The organism is Buttiauxella izardii (assembly GCF_003601925.1).
GTDB classification, from domain to species: domain Bacteria; phylum Pseudomonadota; class Gammaproteobacteria; order Enterobacterales; family Enterobacteriaceae; genus Buttiauxella; species Buttiauxella izardii.
The window spans coordinates 1-21930 of record NZ_QZWH01000035.1 but is presented as its reverse complement, the minus strand read 5'-3'; the positions used below and the strand labels follow the sequence as shown (position 1 = coordinate 21930).

Annotated in this window: 15 protein-coding genes and 1 pseudogene; 7 read left to right on the top strand and 9 right to left on the bottom strand. The window is 52.5% G+C overall.

The features are described 5' to 3' along the window. Nucleotides 1-135: 135 nt before the first annotated feature. The 3 genes from ebgA (at nucleotide 136) to D6029_RS15540 (ending at nucleotide 5256) form a co-directional block, all read left to right on the top strand. Nucleotides 136-3207, top strand: a complete 3072-nt coding sequence (ebgA, locus tag D6029_RS15550; RefSeq protein WP_120065594.1) for a beta-galactosidase subunit alpha — start codon at nucleotides 136-138, stop codon at nucleotides 3205-3207. 13 nt (nucleotides 3208-3220) lie between these two features. Beyond that, nucleotides 3221-3673 (top strand): beta-galactosidase subunit beta, encoded by a 453-nt coding sequence (locus D6029_RS15545; RefSeq protein WP_120065593.1) that lies wholly within the window; start codon nucleotides 3221-3223, stop codon nucleotides 3671-3673. 92 nt (nucleotides 3674-3765) lie between these two features. Further along, entirely contained in the window at nucleotides 3766-5256 is a 1491-nt protein-coding gene (locus D6029_RS15540; RefSeq protein WP_120065592.1) for an amino acid permease, read from the top strand. Between the two features lie 100 nt (nucleotides 5257-5356). On the opposite strand, the gene D6029_RS15535 is transcribed toward D6029_RS15540, so the two are convergent. The 5 genes from D6029_RS15535 to D6029_RS15515 all read right to left on the bottom strand — a co-directional run bounded on the left by D6029_RS15535 (nucleotide 5357) and on the right by D6029_RS15515 (nucleotide 12496). Then, the gene (locus tag D6029_RS15535) at nucleotides 5357-7534 is read right to left on the bottom strand and encodes a TonB-dependent siderophore receptor (RefSeq protein WP_120065591.1); all 2178 of its coding nucleotides are present in this window, start codon (nucleotides 7532-7534) and stop codon (nucleotides 5357-5359) included. Between the two features lie 181 nt (nucleotides 7535-7715). Beyond that, nucleotides 7716-9428, bottom strand: coding sequence for an alpha,alpha-trehalase (locus tag D6029_RS15530; protein ID WP_120065590.1), 1713 nt, complete (start codon nucleotides 9426-9428; stop codon nucleotides 7716-7718). 141 nt (nucleotides 9429-9569) lie between these two features. Next, nucleotides 9570-10952: a serine/threonine protein kinase gene (locus D6029_RS15525; RefSeq protein ID WP_120065589.1), complete on the bottom strand. Its 1383-nt coding sequence runs from the start codon at nucleotides 10950-10952 to the stop codon at nucleotides 9570-9572. A gap of 40 nt (nucleotides 10953-10992) precedes the next feature. After that, a complete protein-coding gene (locus D6029_RS15520) occupies nucleotides 10993-11943 on the bottom strand; it encodes a hypothetical protein (RefSeq protein WP_120065588.1) in 951 nt (316 codons plus the stop codon). Nucleotides 11944-12001: 58 nt separating this feature from the next. Then, nucleotides 12002-12496, bottom strand: a complete 495-nt coding sequence (locus D6029_RS15515) for an SH3 domain-containing protein (RefSeq protein ID WP_120065587.1) — start codon at nucleotides 12494-12496, stop codon at nucleotides 12002-12004. A gap of 294 nt (nucleotides 12497-12790) precedes the next feature. On the opposite strand from D6029_RS15515, the gene D6029_RS15510 reads away from it, so the two are divergent. Both D6029_RS15510 and D6029_RS15505 read left to right on the top strand, forming a co-directional pair. Next, a complete protein-coding gene (locus D6029_RS15510) occupies nucleotides 12791-14656 on the top strand; it encodes a putative nucleotidyltransferase substrate binding domain-containing protein (RefSeq protein WP_120065586.1) in 1866 nt (621 codons plus the stop codon). Between the two features lie 2 nt (nucleotides 14657-14658). Continuing rightward, nucleotides 14659-15384 carry an exonuclease domain-containing protein gene (locus D6029_RS15505; RefSeq protein WP_120065585.1) on the top strand — a complete coding sequence of 242 codons (726 nt, stop codon included), beginning with the start codon at nucleotides 14659-14661 and terminating at the stop codon, nucleotides 15382-15384. Here the strand turns inward: D6029_RS15505 and D6029_RS15500 are convergent. From D6029_RS15500 to pdxR, 3 genes are all read right to left on the bottom strand, one after another. Beyond that, a complete protein-coding gene (locus tag D6029_RS15500; protein ID WP_120065584.1) occupies nucleotides 15381-16298 on the bottom strand; it encodes a dihydrodipicolinate synthase family protein in 918 nt (305 codons plus the stop codon). The genes D6029_RS15505 and D6029_RS15500 overlap by 4 nt on opposite strands. Before the next feature lie 197 nt (nucleotides 16299-16495). Beyond that, nucleotides 16496-17143: a metal-binding protein ZinT gene (gene zinT / locus D6029_RS15495; RefSeq protein WP_120065583.1), complete on the bottom strand. Its 648-nt coding sequence runs from the start codon at nucleotides 17141-17143 to the stop codon at nucleotides 16496-16498. An 82-nt stretch (nucleotides 17144-17225) separates the two neighbouring features. Beyond that, complete coding sequence (gene pdxR, locus D6029_RS15490) at nucleotides 17226-18707, bottom strand: MocR-like pyridoxine biosynthesis transcription factor PdxR (RefSeq protein WP_120065582.1); 1482 nt, start codon at nucleotides 18705-18707, stop codon at nucleotides 17226-17228. Nucleotides 18708-18817: 110 nt separating this feature from the next. Here pdxR and puuE point away from each other — a divergent pair, with 110 nt between their 5' ends. Together puuE and D6029_RS15480 are read left to right on the top strand one after the other, a co-directional pair. Further along, nucleotides 18818-20083, top strand: coding sequence for a 4-aminobutyrate transaminase (gene puuE, locus D6029_RS15485; protein WP_120065581.1), 1266 nt, complete (start codon nucleotides 18818-18820; stop codon nucleotides 20081-20083). Then, the gene (locus tag D6029_RS15480; protein WP_418230268.1) at nucleotides 20080-21528 is read left to right on the top strand and encodes an NAD-dependent succinate-semialdehyde dehydrogenase; all 1449 of its coding nucleotides are present in this window, start codon (nucleotides 20080-20082) and stop codon (nucleotides 21526-21528) included. The genes puuE and D6029_RS15480 overlap by 4 nt, the downstream gene beginning before the upstream one ends. A gap of 95 nt (nucleotides 21529-21623) precedes the next feature. Here the strand turns inward: D6029_RS15480 and D6029_RS22535 are convergent. Further along, nucleotides 21624-21930, bottom strand: a pseudogene (locus tag D6029_RS22535) (integrase core domain-containing protein); the annotation flags it as partial.

Sequence of the window (21930 nt, the reverse complement as noted above, 5' to 3'; positions counted from 1 at the left end):
CAATGAATTGCCTTGTCAGGTTAAAACCGGCAGGGCGATTTATTGTGATCCCCTCGTCATTTAGTAAAGTTTAATTTTTAGTTTTAGTAAATATTTACTATTGTTTGCCCAGACACACGTAATGAGGAAGTCAGCGTGAAGAACTGGGAAAACATAGATAAACAATCTGAGAACCGGCTGCCCGCTCGTGCCTGGTTCCATAGCTACAAAAGTGTTGAACAAGCCAAAGAACTGAACCGCTCGGCAAGCCAGGGGTTTATGTTGTTAAGCGGGAAGTGGGCGTTTAACTACTTCGATCACCCGGAAAAAGTGCCAGCCGAATTTTACCAACAGCCGATGAACCACTGGGGTGAAATCACCGTGCCGGGAATGTGGCAGATGGAAGGGCACGGCAAACTGCAATACACCGACGAGGGATATCCGTTCCCGATTGATGTTCCGCACGTGCCAACCCATAACCCGACCGGGGCTTATCAGCGCCAGTTCACGCTGCCTGCCGACTGGTTGCAACGCCAAATCATTATTAAATTCGATGGCGTAGAAACCTACTTTGAAGTGTATCTGAATGGTCAATATGTTGGGTTCAGCAAAGGCAGCCGCCTGAGTGCTGAATTTGACCTCAGCCCATACGTTCAGGCAGGTGACAACTTGCTGAGCGTGCGCGTGATGCAGTGGGCAGATTCCACCTATATTGAAGACCAGGATATGTGGTGGATGGCGGGGATTTTCCGTGACGTTTACCTGATTGGCCAGCCGCAAGTGCATCTTCACGATCTTACCGTCGTGACGCAGTTTGATGAAAACTACTGCGACGCCGAACTGCAAATATCGTGCGAATTACGTAATCTCACCGGGACGGACGCCACCGGTTATCAGCTCCACGCGCAGCTTTTTGATGGCGAAACATGCGTGGCGCAGATGTGCCACTCTGAGCTGGCGGTGCAGCGTGATACCACTTGCCAGTTTTTGATGCCGGTAAAACAGCCAAAACAGTGGAACGCCGAGCAGCCGAATCTCTATTTACTGCTGTTAACTCTGCGCGATAACTTCGGTGAAATCGTTGAAGTAGTGCCGCAGCAGATCGGTTTCCGCGACATTAAAGTTCGCGATGGCCTGTTTTATGTCAATGGTCGCTACCTGAAATTACACGGCGTAAACCGCCACGATCACGACCACCAAAAAGGGCGCGCAGTGGATATGGCGCGGGTTGAGCGCGATATCATTCTGATGAAGCAGCACAACATCAACTCCGTGCGCACCGCCCATTACCCTAACGACCCGCGTTTTTACGCGTTATGTGATCAGTACGGCCTGTTTGTGATGGCGGAAACCGATCTCGAAAGCCACGGTTTCGCCAACGTCGGCAACATCAGCCGTATTACTGACGATCCGGCCTGGGAACAGGCTTACGTCGAGCGCATTGAACGCCATGTTCAGGCGCAGAAAAACCATCCGTCGATAATCATCTGGTCGTTGGGTAACGAGTCGGGTTACGGCTGCAATATTCGTGCGATGGCGGCGCGTTGCAAGCAACTCGATCCCACGCGACTGGTGCATTACGAAGAAGATCGCGACGCCGAAGTGGTGGACGTGATCAGCACCATGTATTCACGCGTTTCGATGATGAACGCGTTTGGCGAATATCCGCATCCGAAGCCGCGCATTATCTGCGAATACGCCCATGCAATGGGCAACGGGCCGGGCGGGCTGGCGCAATATCAGGCGGTTTTCAACCAGCATAAAAGCCTGCAAGGGCATTACATCTGGGAATGGTGCGACCACGGTTTGCTGGTGCATGACGAGCAAGGGCGCGAGCGCTACCAGTACGGCGGCGATTACGGCGACTATCCGAATAACTACAACTTCTGTATGGACGGCCTGATTTACCCGGACCAACGCCCAGGCCCTGGCTTGCGCGAATACAAACAAGTTTTGTGCCCGGTGGATGTTCAACAGACTGAACAAGTCGATATGTTGCGGGTGGAAAACCGCTACTGGTACAGCACGCTGGGCGATATCGAAATCCGCGTGGCGTATCAGGTCGATGGCAAAACCCTCGCGCAGAAAACGCTGACACTGCCGCATCTGCTGCCGGGCGAGTCCGAAGTATTGCAACTCACGCCGCCCGCGCTGCCTGCGGGTGAAGTGTTTATTAACGTGGAAATCGTGAAACGCAGCGCCACGCCATACAGCGAAGCGATGCACTCGCTCGGTCATTTCCAGATCCTGTGCCAGGCCGCTGTTTCAAAGGAACCGTTGCCGGTCAATCATTCCGCGCCACTGCGTTGTGAAACCATCCAACACAACTTGCTTATCAGCGGTAAAGATTTTTCTCTGACCTTCTGCCGCCTGAGTGGCGAGCTGGTTTCATGGTTAGTCGATGGCGAAGAAATTGTCGGGCGCGCCCCACATTTGACCTTCTTTAAACCGACCATTGATAACCACAAGCAAGAATTTGAAGGGTTGTGGCAGCCGTATTATGTGCATTTGATGCAGCATAATTTCCGCGATTTGCGGCAATTCTCGCAGGGCGACGACATTGTCGTTGAGATTGATACCACCATCGCACCGCCGGTATTTGATTTCGGCATGCGCTGCACTTATCAGTGGCGCATGACACCCGCAGGCCATGTGACGCTGAATTTGTCTGGTCAGCCCTACGGCAACTATCAGGCCATCATTCCAAAAATCGGCCTCGATTTTGGCATCAGCAAGCGCTTTAAACAGGTGGAGTATTACGGACGCGGGCCAGGCGAAAACTACGGCGATAGCTGCCAGAGCAACTTGATTGGTCATTATTGCCAGCCAGTTGAAAGCCTGTTTGAAAACTACCCGTTCCCGCAAGACAACGGGAACCGCCAGGACGTGCGTTGGCTGAGCGTTGAGGATGAAAAGGGCAATGGCATTTTCATCCAGCCGCGCAAGCCGATTAACTTCAGCCTCTGGCCGTACAGCGCCGAAATGCTGCAACAGGCGCAACACATCAACGAACTGCAAGCGAGCGATTACCTGACGCTCAATCTTGACGACCAAATTCTCGGCCTGGGTTCCAACTCCTGGGGTTCCGAAGTGCTGGACTCATTCCGGGTGACTCTCAAAGCATTCGAATATGGTTTCACGATGGTGCCGTTCCGCCATGCGCAAATAACGCAGAGTGAGCTGGCGAAATACTCGTTCCAACCGCAAACCGAATGCGCACATTCTTGATGAGGCAAGCGTCATGATTATTTTAAATACCCTAGAAGATTTTAAGAGCATTTATCGGGCGGGGAAAAAGTGGCAACGCTGCATCGAGGCCATTAATAACCTTGAGAATATTAAGCCCAATATTTTTTATTCGATTGGTGACTCACTGGTTTATCGCCTTGCAAAAGGTTCTGAACCTGACGATGAATTATTCGAAGGCAATCGCCGTTATTTCGATGTGCATTATTACATTAGTGGCCAGGAAACGATTGAGATTGCCGATAAAAGCGCATTAACGCCGGAAATCGCTTACCGAGATGAGAGCGACCGCGAGTTTTTCAGCGGGCAGGGCGTTAAACATCAGCTTAAAACCGGAAACGTTATCATATGCGAAAACCACGAAGCGCACCGGTTCTCGCAGGGGAAAGACGTGAAAAAAGTGATTTTAAAAGTCACGATTGAAGAAACTTATTTCCTGAATAAATAGGGTGTTGAACGCCTGCATCGTGTCGGATGACGCTTGCGCTTATCCGACATACACAAAAATTATTAAAATTTACCCTACAGTGTGGAGTTCTTATGGCTTCTACAAACAGAAACACCATTGGCAAGTTTGGATTATTAGCCATGACGTTTGCGGCGGTATTTAGCTTCAATAACGTCATCAACAATAATATCCAGCTCGGCATCGCATCGGCACCTGTTTTCCTGGTGGCAACGCTGATTTACTTTATTCCATTCTGCTTAATTATTGCGGAGTTTGTCTCGCTAAACCGTAATTCAGAAGCAGGGGTTTACGCCTGGGTGAAAAGTGCCCTCGGCGGACGCTGGGCATTTATCACCGCGTACACTTACTGGTTTGTGAATCTCTTTTTCTTTACCGCGTTGTTACCGCGAGTTATTGCTTACGCCTCGTATGCGTTCCTCGGTTACGACTATATTTTCACGCCATTAACCACGGCACTGATCAGTATTTGCCTGTTTGCTTTCTCGACCTGGATTTCCAACCACGGCGCGAAACTGCTTGGCCCGATGACATCGGTGACGTCTACGTTGATGTTATTGCTGACGTTCTCCTACATCATTCTGGCCGGTGCGGCGGTGATTGGCGGTGTGGAACCGGCGGATCCGATTAACGTTGAGGCGATTACGCCGCAATTTAGCTGGGCATTCTTAGGCATTATCGCGTGGATTTTCCAGGCTGCGGGTGGCGCAGAATCGGTGGCGGTTTACGTCAATGACGTCAAAGGCGGCAGCAAGGCGTTCGTGAAAGTGATTATTCTCTCCGGCCTGTTTATCGGCGGCCTGTATACCGTTTCTTCGTTGCTGATTAACGTCTTTGTTCACAAAGCGGATTTGCACTTTACCGGCGGCACGGTGCAGGTGTTTGAAGGGCTGGCGCGTCACTTTGGCCTGCCAACCATCATGATGAATCGCTTTGTCGGGATTGTGTCATTCACCGCGATGTTTGGCTCATTGCTGATGTGGACAGCAGCGCCAGTGAAAATCTTCTTCACCGAAATCCCTAAAGGTATTTTTGGCGAGAAAACCGTGCGCCTGAACCAACACGGCGTGCCAACTCGCGCAGCCTGGATTCAGTTCCTGATTGTGATTCCATTGATGCTGATCCCAACCGTCGGTTCCGGCAGCGTGCAGGAATTGATGAACACGCTGATTAATATGACCGCTGCGGCGTCTATGTTGCCACCGCTGTTTATCATGCTGGCGTACCTGAACTTGCGCCTGAAATACGACGAAGTGAATCGCGATTTCCGCATGGGTTCGCGGATGCAGGGTATCGCCATTGTCAGCGTGCTGATTGTGATTTTCACCGTCGGGTTTATTGCTTCGACCTTCCCGACCGGGGCGAGCATCATGACCATTGTGTTCTATAACGTTGGCGGGCTGGTGATCTTCCTCGGCTACGCCTGGTGGAAATACAACAAATACGAAAAGACGCTGGATAAAGCAGCACGTTATGAAGCGGATACGCCGCTGGCGCAGATTGCACTGGAGCAGCAGGGGAGCACAAAGACGGAAGTGAATATTGCCAGAAGTGTGAATTTGTAGAAGGTCAAATTAATGGCGGATGACGCTTGCGCTTATCCGCCCTACAACACCGTGCCGTAGGTCGGATAAGCGCAGCGTCATCCGACACCTGGTTTACCGATTAAAAATCATATCCCACGGTCGCAATCACCGAACGCTCGGCACCCCAGTAGCAATAACCCGTTCCATAACAACCCGCAACGTAATCACGGCCCGTCAGGTTGGTGGCATTCACCTGCACAAACGCGCCTTTTAGCGACGGAGTCCACGCGCCCATATCCGCACGCACCATCGCATCCATGAGCGTGGTTGACGGCACGCGCAGGGTATTTTCATTATCCGCCCATTGCTTGCCGATATAACGCACACCCGCGCCGAGGCTGATACCAAAATCAGCTTTAAACATTCCCCACAGGCTGGCCATCTGGTCTGGCGTCACGTACGGCGTGTTGCCATCGTTACCATCAATCGCGTCTTTAAAGCGCACTTTGTTGTAAGTGTACCCGGCGATGGTGGAGAAACGCTGCGTCCACTGGGAATGCGCTTCCAGTTCAACGCCTTGCGAATGCACTTTGCCCGCAGGCTCGTAGTAACTGCCCTGCACGATGCGGTTGCCAACGTCTTTCTGCGTAAGGTCGTACAGCGCCACGGTGTACATATCGGCGGTGCCAACCGGTTGATATTTCACGCCCGCTTCATATTGCTCGGCAGTCGTCGGTTTCAGCAGTTTGCCATCGGCACCCGGCAGAACCTGCGGCGTAATCGCCTGGCTGTAACTGACGTACGGCGAAACGCCGTTGTTGAAGGCGTAAAGTAATGATGCCCGGCCACTGAAATGGTCATCGGTACGGTTATCCGTCACGTCGCTATCAATCGCTTCGGCGACGATATGGCTCTTCGTCACGATGTGATCGTAACGGCCAGAGAGTGTCATATGCCACTGATTCCACTTCATATCATCCTGCAAATACACGCCGGTTTGTTCGTACTGGCGCTTGCCTGCTTTGGTCAACAGACCCTGGTTGATGGTGGAATAAGTCGGATCACGCGGATCGTAATAATAGAAACCGCCAGGGCCGCCAGACTCGCCGGTCCACGGATTGATATTGGTGGTATAAGCGGAATCATCAGACAGGTTATTAGTGTATTTATGGAACTCGCCGCCGAGCACCACTTTATGATCCAACTCGCCGGTGGCGAAATCTGCTTCAAGCTGGTTATCAATGGCATACGCATCAAGCGATGAGGTTTCGCCGCTGTAATAACGCATCAACTCGTCGTGCTGCGCATCCGCCCAACCAATCTGATAAGCCTGTTTCAGGCCGACATTGGAATGGGTGTAACTGGCGTTTGAGCGGAAAGCCCAGACGTCATTAAAGTTGTGCGCAAATTCATAGCTGTAGATCTGCTGGTGGCGCTTGAACTCGTCATTACCCGGCTCGACGTCAGAGAACCCGGTGCTGATTTTGCGCCCGGTGCTGGAATAAATACTGCCATCCGCCGGAACCGAACCGTGGAAACCGCCGGACGGATCTTTTTCCAGATACGCGCGCAACACCAGTGAGGTGTTTTCGTCCGGTTGCCACAACAGGGAAGGGGAAATGGCATAGCGTTCTTCGCGAGTGTTTTCGTACTGGGTATCGGTATTTTTGGTCATGCCGATAATGCGATACGCCCACTCGTCGTTAATCGCGTTGGTGTAATCAAACGCCGTGCCGGTAGTGCTGTTATTGCCGTACATCGCACGAACGTGGCCTTCCTCGATGAACTGCGGGCGCTTCGAGGTTTCCATCACCAGGCCGCCAGGAATGGTTTGGCCGTAAAGGGCAGAAGACGGCCCTTTGATCACGTCGATGCGCTCAAGGAACCACGGATCCACCTGAATCACGTTGTAGCTGCCGCCGTCACTCATCAGGCGCAGGCCATCAAGGAAGGTATTGTTAACATCGCCGCCGTGGAAACCGCGCAGGGCAACGGTGTCATAACGCGTCGCGCCACCTGCAAAGCCGGTGAATACGCCAGGCGTGTAATTCAGCGCGCTGTTGACGGATAACGCGCCCTGGTCGTCCATTTGTTGGCGAGTGACGACCGATACCGACTGCGCGGTGGTGATGATCGGCTCATCGGTTTTAGTCGCGCCCTTGCTGACTGGTGAGGTGTAGCCTTCCGTCGCGCTGGTGGAGGTCGGTGCAGGTGCTGCGGTCACGACGACGGTATCTTCCGCCATGACAAACGTTGGCGCGGTCAGAGCCAGCGCGCAGAGTAAAGCGGAGCGCTTTACGTTAAATGCCAGAGTCATTGAGTTGTTTTCCCGGAATGCCAAATGTAATCGCTTGTAATAATAGAATGCGAATTATTATCGTTATTGTTTGCGGTTTCAAGTGCAGATATTGGCAGGGGGAAAATCAAAGACCATGAAAAGATTGATGTTTATGATGGCGGGCAATTCCCTCTCCCGGCGGGAGAGGGTAAGGGGGAAACTACTGTGCGGGTGCTGGAGCCGGTTTCTTCGTTTCAGTCACCGGCCCTGGTGTGGCCGAAGGCAACTTATCAGGTGTGGAATCGCATGGTTTCTCGGTGCCACACAGCATATCGAGCATTTTCAGCGTCACGCCGTTGGTCCAGCCAAAACCATCCTGCAACGGATATTCACCGCCACCGCCGCCCGTACCGGTAGAAGAAACATCATATTTCTCAACCAGTTTTTTCTCACGGTCGTAAGTGTGCTGCACGTTGGTCAGAAAGCGCCAACTGACTTCCATGGCTAAATCTTTATGCCCGTAATTCTGCAAACCTTCCGTCGCCACCCATTGCAGCGGCGCCCAGCCATTCGGCGCATCCCATTGCTGGCCTGTTTTCAGATTGGTGGTGGCAAGCCCACCGGCTTTCAGCAACTGCGCACGGGTGATGGTCGCCATTTTGTCCGCACGCTCTTTCGAGGCGGCGTGGACATACAGCGGGAACAACGACGCGGCGGTTAATTGCGAGCGAACGGTGTTGGTTTTCAGATCGTAATCCGCATACCAGCCCTGTTTGGCATTCCACAAATGCGCTTCCATGGCTTTCTGGCGTGCGTCCGCCAGTTGCTGATATTGCGAAGCCGCCGAACTATCTTTTGCCACCGTACTGGCGTGCGCGAGGGTTTTTTCCATCTGGAATAACAGCGCGTTTAAATCCACCGGCACAATGGAGGTGGTGCGAATCGAGCCAAGTTGTTCGGGGTTATCCATCCAGCGCGAACTGAAATCCCAGCCGGATGCCGCAGCGGCACGCAAATCGCGGTAGATCTCAGTCGCCGGGCGATTCGGGTTATTTTTCGCCGTCGTCACATCATCCAGATAAGATTCGGTACGCGGCGTGTCTTTGTCATCCCAGTAACGGTTCAATATCGAACCATCTTTCAGTTTAACTACGCGCAGATTTTGCGAGCCAGGTTCCAGCGCATCGCTGCCCTGCATCCAGTAGGCGTACTCTTTTTTCAACTGCGGCAGGTAGGTGGTATAGGTTTCGTCGCCGTTGTGCTCAGCCAGGAGTTTGACCATATAAGCGAAGAACGGCGGCTGCGAGCGGCTCAAATAATAGCTGCGGTTGCCGTTAGGAATATGCCCCCAGGTGTCAATTTCATGGGCGAAGTTATCGACCATATCCTGCACTTTGTCCCAGTGGCCGCTTTCCGCCAGGCCCAGCATCGTAAAGTAGCTGTCCCAATAATAGACTTCGCGGAAGCGCCCGCCCGGTACCACATACGGCTTCGGCAGCGGCAATAAAGAATCCCATTTACTCGCACTGTCCGTGGTGCGCGTCAGCACCGGCCACAGGCCATCAATGTGTTCACGCAACGACTGATCTTCCGGCGGAACATATTTTTCGCCTTCTTTGGGCAGCACAAAATTCGCATTCACAAAGTGGCGCAAATCGAAGCTCGACTGGTTTCTCTGCATCCGGTAATCGGCGAGGATCATCAACGGATCGAATTTCGGCACCGCATCGGCAAAGGTTTTTTGGTCAGGGAAAAGTTTTGCTGTCTGGACATCGGTAAACAACGGGCCAAGCAGAACATCAGGCGGTTGCGGCAGGGGCTGTTGACTATCATCGGCTGAGGCGGGCAGGGTAAAACTGACGAGTGCACAACCGATAGCTATTTGAATCGCAAACAATAAAGTGCGAGGACGGCGCATAACAGGATTTATCATTTATTTTTCTCCTTTTCAGGTTCGCGTGAAATTTTTCGCGATCAACCCTATGAAAACCTTAGCTGATTTTCAGCCCAGTGGAAGGAGACATGTCTCATCTTGCTATAAAGCGGATTATTTACCTGTACGCGCCGTCTGGTTTTATCCCTGCGGGTTAATCAACCAGGTGCCCGCTTTTTCAACCGATAACGTGACGCTTCGCGTTTGATTATTGTCATGCAAGCTGATGTCGTACTTGCCGGGCGGTAATTGCAGGAAGCCATAACCGTTAGCGCCTGGTGTGACTTTCTCCGTTTTCCCGTTCACATCCAGCGTTTCGCCATCATTCATGCGCACATAAACCCGCGCAATCAACCCTTCGGCGGCAGGAACAACGCTTTTCGCGGTGGCGGTTTCGGCTTTCTCTGCGGCCTGTTCGGCTTTTGCAGTTTCAGGCAGTACACCTGGTGACACATGACCGCCAAAAATCACCGCGCCAATCGCAATCCCGGCCAGCAAACTCACGCCCGTCAGCAACGGTAATTTGTAGCGTTTGCGCAGTGGCGATAGAGGGGTGATTTCCGCATCTTCCACTTCGATAAGCATAGTGCCGGGTTGTTTATGCGCCGTAGAACCGTGAATGCCGGTCAAAGGGATTTCTGCCAGCGCGGCAAATTCTGCAATTGATTGCGGGCGGTCTTCCGGTTTAAGCGCCAGAGCGCAGTCAACGGCGTGCAACAGGCTGTGGGAGTAACCTTCCGGGCGATTTTTGGCGAGTTTTACGCAAGGGTCTTGAATCGTGCGGGTGACGCTGGCCGGAGGGCAAGTGCCGGTGATCAGCGTATACAGAATCGCACCCAGCGCGTAGATATCCGTCCATGGGCCGAGCTGGTTTTCGAGGTCGTCGGCATATTGCTCAAGCGGCGCGAAACCCGGATTAAGCGGCGTTTTTATCGCTTCACTGCTGTCAGAATTGACCCGACGTGGCGCGCCCGCGTTGAGTAACAGCGGGGCTCCGTTATCCTGAATCTGAATGCTGCGCAGCGACAAATCGCGATGAATAAACCCTTCGTCATGCAGCGTCGCCAGCGCGCTGCACAGCATCGGCAACATGCGGCGAATCCACGCATCATTGAAAATTTCAGGCTGCTGCTGGTGCAGCTCGGCAAGCGTCATGCCGCTGGAATAGGTCGTTGCCGCATAAGCGGTTTCGTTTTGCGTCCAGAAGCTTAAAACCTGCAACAAATTTGGATGGTTGAATTGTGCGAGCTGGCGTGCAGATTGCACAAAACGATTCAGGCCATGGTTAAAAGCCTGGCTGTCTTGTTTGCTGCGCAGCACCAACTGCATGTTATCGCTGCGAACGGTCAGCGCTAGCGGCATAAATTCGTGAATCGTCACCGGGCGCTCGAGCTGGTGATCCCACGCTTTATACACCACGTTAGTGTGGGTGGATTCGGTGACTTGCTGAATCTCAAATTCGTCGAAACGGAAACCTGGCGGCAGAGCGTCGGGAAGTTCTGGGTCGTAATCTTTATCAGTCATGATGGCCTTTCTAAGCTCGAAATCGACGAAAAATCACAAATTACTTCTGGGCGCGCCATGCGCCAACCGCCGGGTCACGCAGTTGCGGCCGCAGGGAATCAATCAACAGCAGCGTAATCGGAGTGTCCGGTGCCAACCAAGCCGACCAGACTTTGCGCACTTCATTTAAACGCGCCTGAATCCCGGCCTCGTCTACCGTCATTTCACGGGAGACTTCAACCGCCACGGTGCCGGTCGCCTGCCAGCCATTGAGCTGCGCGTTATACGGCAAAATCATCCAGCTTTGCGGCGCATGTTCATTGCTCACCACCATGCGTTCGTTGTTCAGGCTGGTGATCAGCAAGCTGTCGGAACTGGCGTCAGTGCTCAAGCCGCTCACCGGGAAACCGTGTACAAACGTCATTTCGTGGCGTTTTTCGCCATGAATGCCGCTTTGAATGATTTCGCTACGGCCATTTAACCAGCCGCCTTTTTCACACTTGCCGTTAGGGATAAACATCGCCGTCGCGTTGGCGTCGCCTTGCCAGAAGGTGCGCAAATGGCAGCCATCTTGCAGGGTAAATTCTTGCCACGGCGTGCGGTCAGCCAGCGGAGAACTTTCATCGCTGCGTGGCGTGCTGTTGGGTTCGCTGGAAATATCCGGGGCGACAATCACCGCCCAGTCGCTGCTTTTGCTGGCAGTACCGACTGCCAGCATCTCGCCCTGCGGGCTTTCCAGCTTCCAGTTCACCAGTTGCACACTGCTACACTGGCTTTCCAGGAGCGTGCCCAGACGCGGCATAAAGGTGTTGAGCACGGTCGGTTTTTTGTCGCCATTAGCGACAATTCGCAGCCCCAGTTGCGCTGCACACCAGCTTTGCGGTGTGTTGTCCGAAACGTTATCAATCCAGACATCCAGCTTTTGCGAGGGGGACTGGACGATACGATAATTCCCCGCCGACACCGTGGAAGAAGCCAGCAGCAGCGCCAGACCCGAAAGCCAGAGTTTCATAGAAATCCTTGTTAGCCGAGCAACTTTAAATACATGTCATGACGTAAAACGCCGACAATTAATCAATAATCCACGTGCCGCTATTGGCGTTCTGGCAGGCTTTGCTGGCGTCATCCACCGCCACACAGGTGGATTTTTTAGCCGCTTTGCGTGGACGAGGGCGATCCTTTTTCAGCGTTTGCGCATACAACTCGCTCTTCACCAGCGCCCGCATCGGCACATAGCCTAGCAGTTCTTGCTTATCCTGCTCGGCGATTGCCAGCCAGTTATGTTCAACCTGGCCCAGAACCGTATAGGTCTGCCCGTTCTCAAGGGTGCTGACGACTTTCCCGCCAAAATCCGGCTTGCTCATAATGGAGCCGGGATACAGCGCCCGATAACTGGCATTAATGGGGGTGAACTCCGTGGGCGCCGCCACTGCATAACGGTGAGTCAGCGTGACGCCGTTGATTTCACTGGTCACGATAGTATCGTCCGTCATTTTTGGCGGTGGCGCTTTACAGCCCACGACTGTGGCCACAACAGCAAGGATCAACAGGCTTCGCAATTTCATCGTAACTTTCCCTGAAAAAATGGTTCAAACCTGGTCGCCGAGAAGGGGGGTAAAATGGCGAAAGTGAAATCCAGGAATCTGAAGAATTATTCACAACACATATACATGGTAACGTTAATTTTACATCGACTGATTAACAATTCAATGGCGATGTAACTGATTGACATTATTAAGTGTTAAGCAGGTCATGAACAGCGTTAAACGCAATGATTCAGGCGGTGAATGATATGGCTTTCCTGGTCAGTGCCTCATATATTATGAAACAGGATTTCAACTTTAGGATTAAAAGTGACGATGGAACCGTTATTGCCCAATATTTGCGATTTTATCGCCCATGTTTCCCCGCTTAATACCCTGCCGTTAGAAGCGCAAAATGACCTCGCGCGCGCTATTAGCATTAGTTATCTGGCTGTCGGGGAAACACTGGCTTTTGATATTGCGGCGCGTGAACGCTATCTCTACATCGTTCGCACTGGTTCGCTAGAACAACGCTGGAGCAACGGCGTTCTGCGCGCTCGTCTTGGGCCGGAAGATTTATTCGGCTTCACTTTTCTGGAAGGTATTCCAGGTAATCCTGCAGATTGTTACAACGTCACGGCTATCGAAAACACGTTGCTCTACCAAATTCCCCACAGCGTGCTGAAACAAATGCTGCAGCAGTACCCACAGTACGCAACACACTTTTCGATTAATGCCCATGACCGGCTGAAGTCCGCGATGGACGTGGTCTGGAGTGAAGAAGACAAAGGCATGTTCGTGCGTCGAGTGTCTGATCTGGCGAGCGGAACGGTGTCGGTGGTCGAAGCCTCAACCTCTATTCAGCAAACGGCGCAACAAATGCGCTGCGTTGACCGCTGTTCCACGGCTGTGGTGATGGAAGACGATCAAATTGTTGGGCTTATCAGCGATCGTGATATGACGCGGCGCGTCGTTGCCGAAGGTTTTGATATCAAGCGCCCGGTGAAAGACGTGATGACCGCCAATCCGGTAACGATTTCGTCGGGCGACCTTGTCATGCACGCCGTTTCGCTGATGATGAGCCATGGCGTGAGTAGCCTGCCGGTTGTCGACAACAATCAACCGGTTGGCCTGCTAACCGCCTCACATCTGGTGCAGCATCACCGTGTGCAGGCCATTTTCCTGATTGAGCGCATTAACCATTGCCAGTCAGTGGACGAATTAGCGGTTTTGAAAGTGGAGCGTCAGGCGATATTTGAAGCGCTGGTGCACGGCAACTTGCGCAGCGGCGTGGTCGAAATGGTGATGTCGATGCTGATGGACGCCTTCACACGTCGGCTTATCGAACTTGCCCTGGTAGAATTTGGCCAGCCGCCGTGTGAGTTTTCCTGGGTAATCGCCGGGTCGCATGCCCGCAACGAAGTCCACGTTCATTCTGACCAGGATAGCGCGATAATCTTACCCGATGGCACCGGACTTGAAGAGAAAATGTGGTTCTTGCGCTTTGCCAGAACCGTCTGCCACGGGCTTGACCAGTGCGGGTATCCGCTGTGTACTGGCCATTTTATGGCATCGGAAAGCCGCTGGTGTCAGCCGTTATCCGTGTGGCTGGCCTGCGTGCGTAAATGGGTGGCGAATCCGGAATATACCCAATTATTAAATGCCACCGTGTTCCTGGAAACACGTGCTTTTTATGGCAACACCTGGCTACATGACGCCTTCCAGCAAGCATTATTGACAGAAATTGCCGCACATCCGGGATTCTTGCGCTCACTCACCCGAGATTCCACTAATACCTCGCCACCACTCGGCATCTTTAACCATCTGGTGCTGGAAAAAAGCGGCAACGACAGCAAAACCCTGAACATCAAACGCTTTGCCTTAACGCTGATTATCGACCTTTCTCGCATCTACGCACTGGCGGCGGGATGCTGCGAAACCCATACCGAAGCGCGTTTTTGTGCCGCAAGAGACAAAGGTTTGATGTCAGTTGAAGGCTGCACCGACATCATCGACGCTTTCCGTTTTTTAACTCGCCAGCGTTTTAATCATCAACTTTCACAGTTGCGTAAAGGCCTGCCGCCAGACAACCACATCGACCCGCGCGAGTTCGGCAGCTTTGAGCGTAAGCATTTAAAAGACGCGTTTCGCATTATCGCCCGCCAGCAAGAATTGGCCCGTATGCTGTTTGTGAAGGGATAACGATGAGCCTTCTGTCACGAATTTTCCCGCCATCGCTCACTCAGCAAATTGAGTCGCAACGCCTGAAATGGCGCAATATCCCCGGGTTGAGTCCGGCACTGCAACAGCTAGTGGCGACACCGCTACCAGACTTCAATGCGGACGTTTTTAGCATCCCGTGGCTGGCTTTTGATTTCGAAACCAGCGGCCTGGATGCAAATCAGGACCGGATCTTGTCGACAGGCAGCGTGAAGGTACAAAGCGGCCAAATCCTGCTGGCGAGTGCGCACCACCAGTACATCTCCAGTGATTCGCAGGTCAATGCGCACAGTGCAGTTATCAACCACATCACACCGGAAATGCTAAGTGATGGCGAAGCGCTTGATGACGCGATGGAAATGTTATTTCTGCGTCTCACCGGGCACGTGGCTGTGGTGCATGGGAAAATGGTGGAAAGGGCGTTTATCAATGCCTGGCTGCGAACCCGTTACGACACGGAAGAACTGCCGATTCTGTGGATAGACACACTGGAGCTTGAGCGGCGATACCAGCAAGCCAGGAGACAAATGCACAATGATTTGCGGCTTTCTAGCCTCCGCCGCGAATACCAGCTTCCCGATTACCCGGCGCACCACGCGTTGTGTGACGCGGTGGCGACCGCCGAGCTTCTGTTGGTTCAACTCCAGTCTCAGCGACAGGTCCGCGTTCAGGGGAAATGTTTGCCGCTGAACGCGTGTCTTTGCGGCTAAGAGGCTGAATTAATCACACCTGCACGACGTAGAATATTTCCAATCTCAACTTTCATTTCTTCGGTTAACGGTGTCGCAGGGGCCAGCGAATGCACCGGAATATTCACGCCGGTCAATTTAATGGCATATTTCACCGCGTTGTAAAACGGCAAATCCGTACTGTAAAGCGACGGGATCCATGAGAGAGATTGCTGTAATTCAATGGCGCGAGGCAGATCTTGCTTACGCCAGGCGTCTAAAATTCCGCACGTTAGTTGCGGCGCAAAGTTTGCGCTGGCGGGAATGCAGCCATCGCCGCCGAGAATCAACGTCCCCAGCAAATATTCATCGTACCCGGCGAAAATAGCGAAGTCCGGGCGCACGGGTTTCACCGCGTGAATGGTTTCGCGAATGTGCGACAGCGTATCCACCGTATCTTTCAGCCCGACAATATTCGGGCAGTTTAATGCCAGTTCGAGGATGACATTCACCGGAATCGACTGGCCGGTGAGCGCAGGGAAGTTATACAGAAGAATCGGCAGCTCGAGCGCGCTGGCAATGGATTTATAATGGCGCAACAGATTCGCTTCACTCAGCGGGTTGTACCACGGGTTGACCACCACCACGCCACTGGCACCTATCTTTTGTGCATGCAGCCCGGCATCTATGGTTTGCTGCGTGCCACAGTGGGCGATGCCAATCAAAACGGGCTTTCTGCCCGCGACTTTCTTAACGCAAAATTCCGCCACCTGAGCGCGTTGCGCTTCGGACATATGCGCAAATTCCCCGGCGCTACCGAGGAAGAACAGGCCGTTAATCGGGGAGGCGACCAGATGCTCAATGAGTAACGCCTGCGCGGTGCCATCAAATTCACCATGCGCATCAAATAAGGTAGGAACGGGGGGAATAACACCACTAAAACGAGGCTGATTCATTCACTTCTCCTGAGGGCATTGAAATATTGCTCGCATCATGTTCGTTGATTTCATTAGCGAATAACTTCAATTGTAGCCGAAGGAAAAAATCTGAACGCCTGCCATGTCGCATTAATGGATTGTTGCCCAGCGCGCCGGAGCCGTGATGACTCCGGCGCTACTATCACTGGTGTGTGGTGCAGAAATTGGAAAGGGGATTAATGTTCCAGCATTTCGTGGACAATCTGATTCTTGCTTAATGAGTACTCGTAATAAGTCGGCCAGTTGTCCATCTCTTTTAATAACGCTTCTTGTGTGTCATTGCCCATGAAAATATGGAAATGTTCAGACTTGCGCGGGCCGATAATATGGTCGCTAAACTGCACATATTTTGGCGCTTTTGACTGTTTGTCTTTGCATTCGAACAGATAACGCACGCCCTTTTTCCCGGAGGTGTAAGTCAGGATTTTGTAGCCAGAATAGTCGTACTGACAGGCATTAACCGTTTTACCCACGTGGAATTCAATAACGTTATTTTCGATGCCAATGGTATCAATATCAGTGGCATAGCCTTTCTTATAATACTCTTTGTACTGTGCCGCCGTTTTGCTGCCATCTTTCTGCGCTTTTTTCTCCATCACCGGATCCAAATCGCCATTTAGCAAATACGGATTAACCGACTGCCACATGCCGTCCCAGTCAGTTAAGGCGCGATCCTTCACGTCTTTATCCGCAAAAACACCTTCGCTGGCTTTCTTTTCTGCATCGGTAAGAGGCGTTCCGTGCGAATGACCATGGGCAAGGGCGTTGGCGCTGCTCAGCAAAATACCCGCGCTGAGAAGCAGGCCGGGAATGCGTGATGTCATGTGTGTCTCCATTAGTGTGTTTGAAATCGCGAGAAATGTTATAACATAACATTAACCAGATTCAACAGCTTTAAGAGACAAATCACGAAGGTGAGGGATTCTGCCTGATTATTTTAGCCAGACGAATAAATGAAGGTTCCATATCCTTATCCTGGACGCTGGCAAACCCAACTAATAACCCTTGTGATTTTCTGTGATTAAAATAGTAACGCGACAACGGCCTGACCAGAATACCTTCGGCATTCGCGCATTTTGCAACCTGGATATCATCTGCATCAGTGGGAAGCTGAATAATCAGATGTAACCCGGCATTGCTGTTGTAATCGCCGAGATATTCCTCACCCAAATGCAGTTTAATTAATTCGACCAGTTGAGTACGGCGCTTGCTATAAAGCTGGCGCATTTTGCGGATATGCGCAGCGTAATAACCTTCACGGATAAATTCTGCAAGGGCGGCCTGAACCACTTGATGACCACTGCGATATAACTCGTTATGCACTTTCTTCAGCGGTGCTGCTAACACATTGGGTAACACCACATAGCCCAGACGCAGTGCGGGATACAGCGTTTTACTGAATGTGCCGATATAAATGACCGGGCTGTTTTCGTCAAGCCCCTGAAGCGAAGGAATCGGCTGGCCCGAGAAACGAAATTCGCTATCGTAATCATCTTCCACAATCCAACTTTGAAATTCCCTGGCTTTGGCTAATAACAATTGACGGCGGGAAAGGCTCATCACTGAACCTAACGGATATTGATGCGATGGCGTGACGAAAATTAATTTCGGTTTTTCAACGGGTGACGTTTGTGGAACCAGCCCCTGGTCATCAACATCCAGCGCTGCAATATTCACCGCATTCATGCGCAGGATATTTTTAATTCCCCAATAACCAGGTTCTTCAATCCAGGCATTATCGCCAGGGTTACACAACGTGCGCGTGACTAAATCCAGCGCCTGATGAATCCCTTCAGTGATTATTATCTGATCGGTGGTGCATTTTACGCCACGGGCGGTACGCAGATAATCAGACAGCGCAGACTTCAAATCCTCAAGCCCCGAAGCCGCATCGTAAGTGAGATATTCAGGTTTTGGGCGGCGGGCAACGCGGTCGTAGATTTTCTTAAACGTCAGATGTGGAAAGCTTTCTACGTCCGGCACGCCGGGAATAAAGTCGCCCCATTGCGCCGGGCTGGCGCTGGCATTTTCCAGCAATTCGAGGCAGCGCGTGGAGAGGGCAGCACTGGCCTCCGGGTGAGCCGCGATAGCGGTTTTATCCGAATGCGTTTTCAGGTTATCCAGCACACTATGAGTGACAAACGTGCCGCTGCTGGTACGCGTGGAAATATATCCCTCGGCCTGCAACTGCTCATACACCCGCAGAATGGTATTGCGCGACAGCGATAATTCATCGGCCAAATCGCGCGTCGGCGGCATTCGCGCCGCAGGCCGCAAACTTCCATCAAGAATACAATTACATATCGCGGCATAAAGTTTCTTATGCAGCTTCTCGCCAGGCGTCTGGAGAAATGCCTGCTTGATCACATCTACGGTTAGTGAACGCATTTGGATCCTATAAATAAAACAATTTGGCTCTCGATTCAGGTACCAGATACTGTCTAAATGAAATTCGACAATCAACCTGTAAATTTGAATTTCGCGTGAGGGATAAAAAAATGAGTAATAACGAACTCCATCAACGTCGCCTGGCCGCTACCCCGCGTGGTGTAGGCGTGATGTGCAACTTCTTCGCACAAACGGCTGAAAACAGCACCATCACCGACGTCGAAGGGAATGAATACATTGATTTTGCCGCAGGCATTGCGGTGCTTAATACCGGCCACCGCCACCCGCGATTAGTGCAGGCGATTGAACAACAGCTTCATGCGTTTACCCACACCGCGTATCAGATTGTGCCGTATGAAAGTTACGTTGCGCTGGCGGAAAAAATTAACGCCGCAGCTCCGATTGTTGGCCCGAAGAAAACCGCGTTTTTCACAACCGGTGCCGAAGCGGTTGAAAATGCGGTGAAAATCGCCCGCGCCCATACCGGCCGCCCTGGCGTGATTGCGTTTAGCGGCGGCTTCCATGGCCGCACTTATATGACCATGGCGCTGACCGGCAAAGTCGCTCCGTATAAAATCGGCTTTGGCCCATTCCCTGGCTCCGTTTTCCACGCTCCATATCCTTCTGAATTAAATGGCATTTCTACCGACGACGCGGTGAAAGCCCTTGAGCGCCTGTTTAAGTCCGATATTGAAGCCACGCAAGTGGCGGCGATTATCTTCGAGCCGGTTCAGGGCGAGGGCGGCTTTAACGTCGCACCGCCTGAGTTTGTGGCGGCGATTCGCCAGATTTGTAACGAACACGGCATCGTGATGATTGCCGACGAAGTGCAAAGCGGCTTTGCCCGTACCGGCAAAATGTTCGCCATGAACCACTATTCCCATCAGCCTGATTTGATGACGATGGCGAAAAGCCTCGCGGGCGGGATGCCGTTGTCCGGCGTGGTTGGGAAAGCTGAAATTATGGATGCGCCAGCCCCTGGCGGTTTAGGCGGAACTTACGCCGGGAACCCGCTGGCGGTGGCTTCGGCTCACGCGGTGCTGGACGTGATTGCGGAAGAAAAACTCTGTTTACGCGCCCAAACCCTCGGCGAGCGCCTGACATCGCGCCTGCGTGAAATCACCAGCAACTGCCCGGCATTAGTCGAAATTCGCGGCCTCGGTTCCATGGTGGCGGCTGAGTTTTATGACCCGGCAACCGGCGAACCTTCAGCGGCTATCGCCCAGCAAGTGCAAAAACACGCGCTGGAACAAGGCTTGCTGCTGCTGACCTGCGGGCAAAATGGCAACGTGATTCGCTTCTTGTATCCGCTGACCATTCCAGATGCGCAGTTCGACAAAGCGCTCGATATCATCAAAAACGCGACGCAGATGTGAGAAGCCAGATGAACAAATTAATGTTGGAAACCTGCCTGATTGATGGCGAATGGAGCCATGCGCTATCGGGCAAAACCATGGCGGTGGTGAACGCTGCCAGCGGGGAAAAAATCGCCGATGTGCCGTCAATGGGCCAGGTTGAAACCCAGCGCGCCATTGACGCGGCAGAGGTTGCACAAAAAGCGTGGAAAGCCCAAACCGCGGCCAGTCGTGCCAAAATTCTGCACAGTTGGGTGAGCCTGATTCAGGAAAACAGCGAAGATTTGGCGCGGTTGATTACCCTCGAAGGCGGGAAACCGCTGGCGGAAGCGCGGGGCGAAATCAATTACGCCGCTTCGTTTATTACGTGGTTTGCGGAGGAAGCAAAACGCATCGATGGTGTGTTATTGCAGCCCACCGCGCCGGATCAACGGTTTATCGTCTCAAAACAACCGGTTGGCGTTTGTGCGGCTATCACACCGTGGAATTTCCCGGCGGCGATGATCACCCGCAAAGTCGCGCCAGCATTGGCCGCAGGTTGCGCGATTATCGTCAAACCGGCGGAACAAACGCCGTTAACCGCGCTGGCGTTGGCAAAACTGGCGGAACAGGCGGGTCTGCCGAAAGGGTTGTTGCAGGTGATCACTGGCGATGCCAAAGAAATCGGTGGTGAGCTGTGCCGTAACGCGACGGTGCGCAAACTGAGTTTCACCGGTTCCACAGATACCGGGCGTTTGTTAATGGCGCAGTGCGCGCCGACCATCAAAAAGTTATCACTGGAATTGGGTGGCAACGCGCCGGTTATCGTCTTTGATGATGCAGATCTCGAGCTTGCCGTGAAAGGCATTATGGCGTCGAAATTCCGTAATAGCGGGCAGACGTGCGTGTGTGCGAACCGCATATATGTGCAAAGCGGGATTTATCAGGCGCTCAGTGCGGAACTGGTCAAAGCGGTGGAAGCCTTGAAAGTCGGCAACGGTATGGACGACGGCGTGACTCAGGGGCCGCTTATTAATGCGAGAGCCATCGAGAAAGTGGAACTGCATATTCACGACGCGGTAGAAAAGGGCGCGACGGTGTTAACCGGCGGGCACAAGCACACGTTGGGCGGCAACTTTTTCACGCCGACCGTGATGGCGAACGTGACGCAAAATATGCGCTTTGCCAAAGAAGAAACCTTCGGCCCTGTCGCACCGCTGTTTAAGTTTGAAACCGATGACGAAGTGGTGAGTTACGCCAACGATACCGAGTTCGGGTTAGCGGCCTATATCTTCACGCAAGATGCCAGGCGCCAGTGGCAAATTCCCGAGGCGCTGGAATATGGCATGGTCGGCGTCAATACCGGGCTGATTTCTAATGAAGTCGCACCGTTTGGTGGCATTAAACAGTCGGGATTAGGGCGAGAAGGTTCGCGTTTTGGCATCGACGAGTATCTGGAAATGAAGTACGTCTGCGTCAAAATATAGGTTCTTTTTTATCTGTAAAAGTGGTGGATGACGCTGCTGTACGACCGGCCACATAGGTTACAGATCAGACCGGCCACACAGGTAACACATTTTGCCTAATCTATCCGGATGATACTTTGCTTACGTCTGTCGTAGTAAGCAAGGTCCATCCGGTTAAATATTATCGCTTCAAGCCCGTCCTCACGTTCCTCCAGCATCACATATTCACCCCGCAGCGCCTGATTCAGGAACACCCTTTTGCCGATGTGTATCACTCCTTTTGGACCCACCCGGTACACTTTTGCCCCTTCGGGATAGCTCACCTCCGGCGTTTTCCCGTCCCATTTTCTCGGCGACGGCACCCAGATACCCCCCGGCGTCAGACCGCCCAGCGCCTCGTGTGGCCGCTCCCGGTTAAACTCT